This is a genomic window from Hymenobacter frigidus (genome assembly GCF_014640435.1).
Lineage (GTDB): Bacteria > Bacteroidota > Bacteroidia > Cytophagales > Hymenobacteraceae > Hymenobacter > Hymenobacter frigidus.
Genome location: NZ_BMGY01000112.1, coordinates 1 through 587, shown reverse-complemented (window position 1 = coordinate 587; position 587 = coordinate 1). Strand labels below are relative to the sequence as shown.

The following is a 587-nucleotide window of genomic DNA, read 5'->3' as shown; positions in this document are numbered from 1 at the left end:
CTCGCGTCCCTCCTAACCCGTAAATTTCATGTTCTCGATTCGCAAACTGCTTCGTGACGAGTATAATGCGGTTTTTGAGAAGGAATGGTTCCCGGTCTCACCAAACTTTAATACCCGGTATTCTTGCTCATATGCCCACTGACTGGCCTTTGTAATGAGCAAATTGGTGACACTTTGTCCCTCAGCTTCGCGCAAATGATTCCATATGGGGTACTCTTCCTTGTATTCTACTTTAAAAGCAACAAAAAATGACCTTGGATCAGCCAGCACATCGAACTTTAGACATAAGCCCTTATGTGAATCAGCATAATGAGACCACATTAAGATGTTCTTCGGGTCTTTTGTAAAGCAGCAGACTCCGTTTTCATTAAATGAATCGCGTGACGCATCATTGACTGTTTTGTGGAATAGCCGCGGCCTTTTGTGCCAAGCAAGCGCCTGTTTTCGGATGGCAGCACGAGTAAAATGCGGGCGATGGCGCCGAACGAAAGCTTCCATCTCTTTGAAAGTATTCTCGGTTTCTAGTGTTCTGACAACTTAATTACAGCATTATTAGTTTAGGCAGCGTACCTGCTCCTTCCCCCACA

Annotated in this window: 1 protein-coding gene; it reads right to left on the bottom strand. The window is 45.0% G+C overall.

The window, feature by feature from the left end:
- Positions 1-12 precede the first annotated feature (12 nt).
- Positions 13-498, bottom strand: coding sequence for a DUF2971 domain-containing protein (locus tag IEW17_RS20685; RefSeq protein WP_188563958.1), 486 nt, complete (start codon positions 496-498; stop codon positions 13-15).
- Between the last annotated feature and the right edge of the window lie 89 nt (positions 499-587).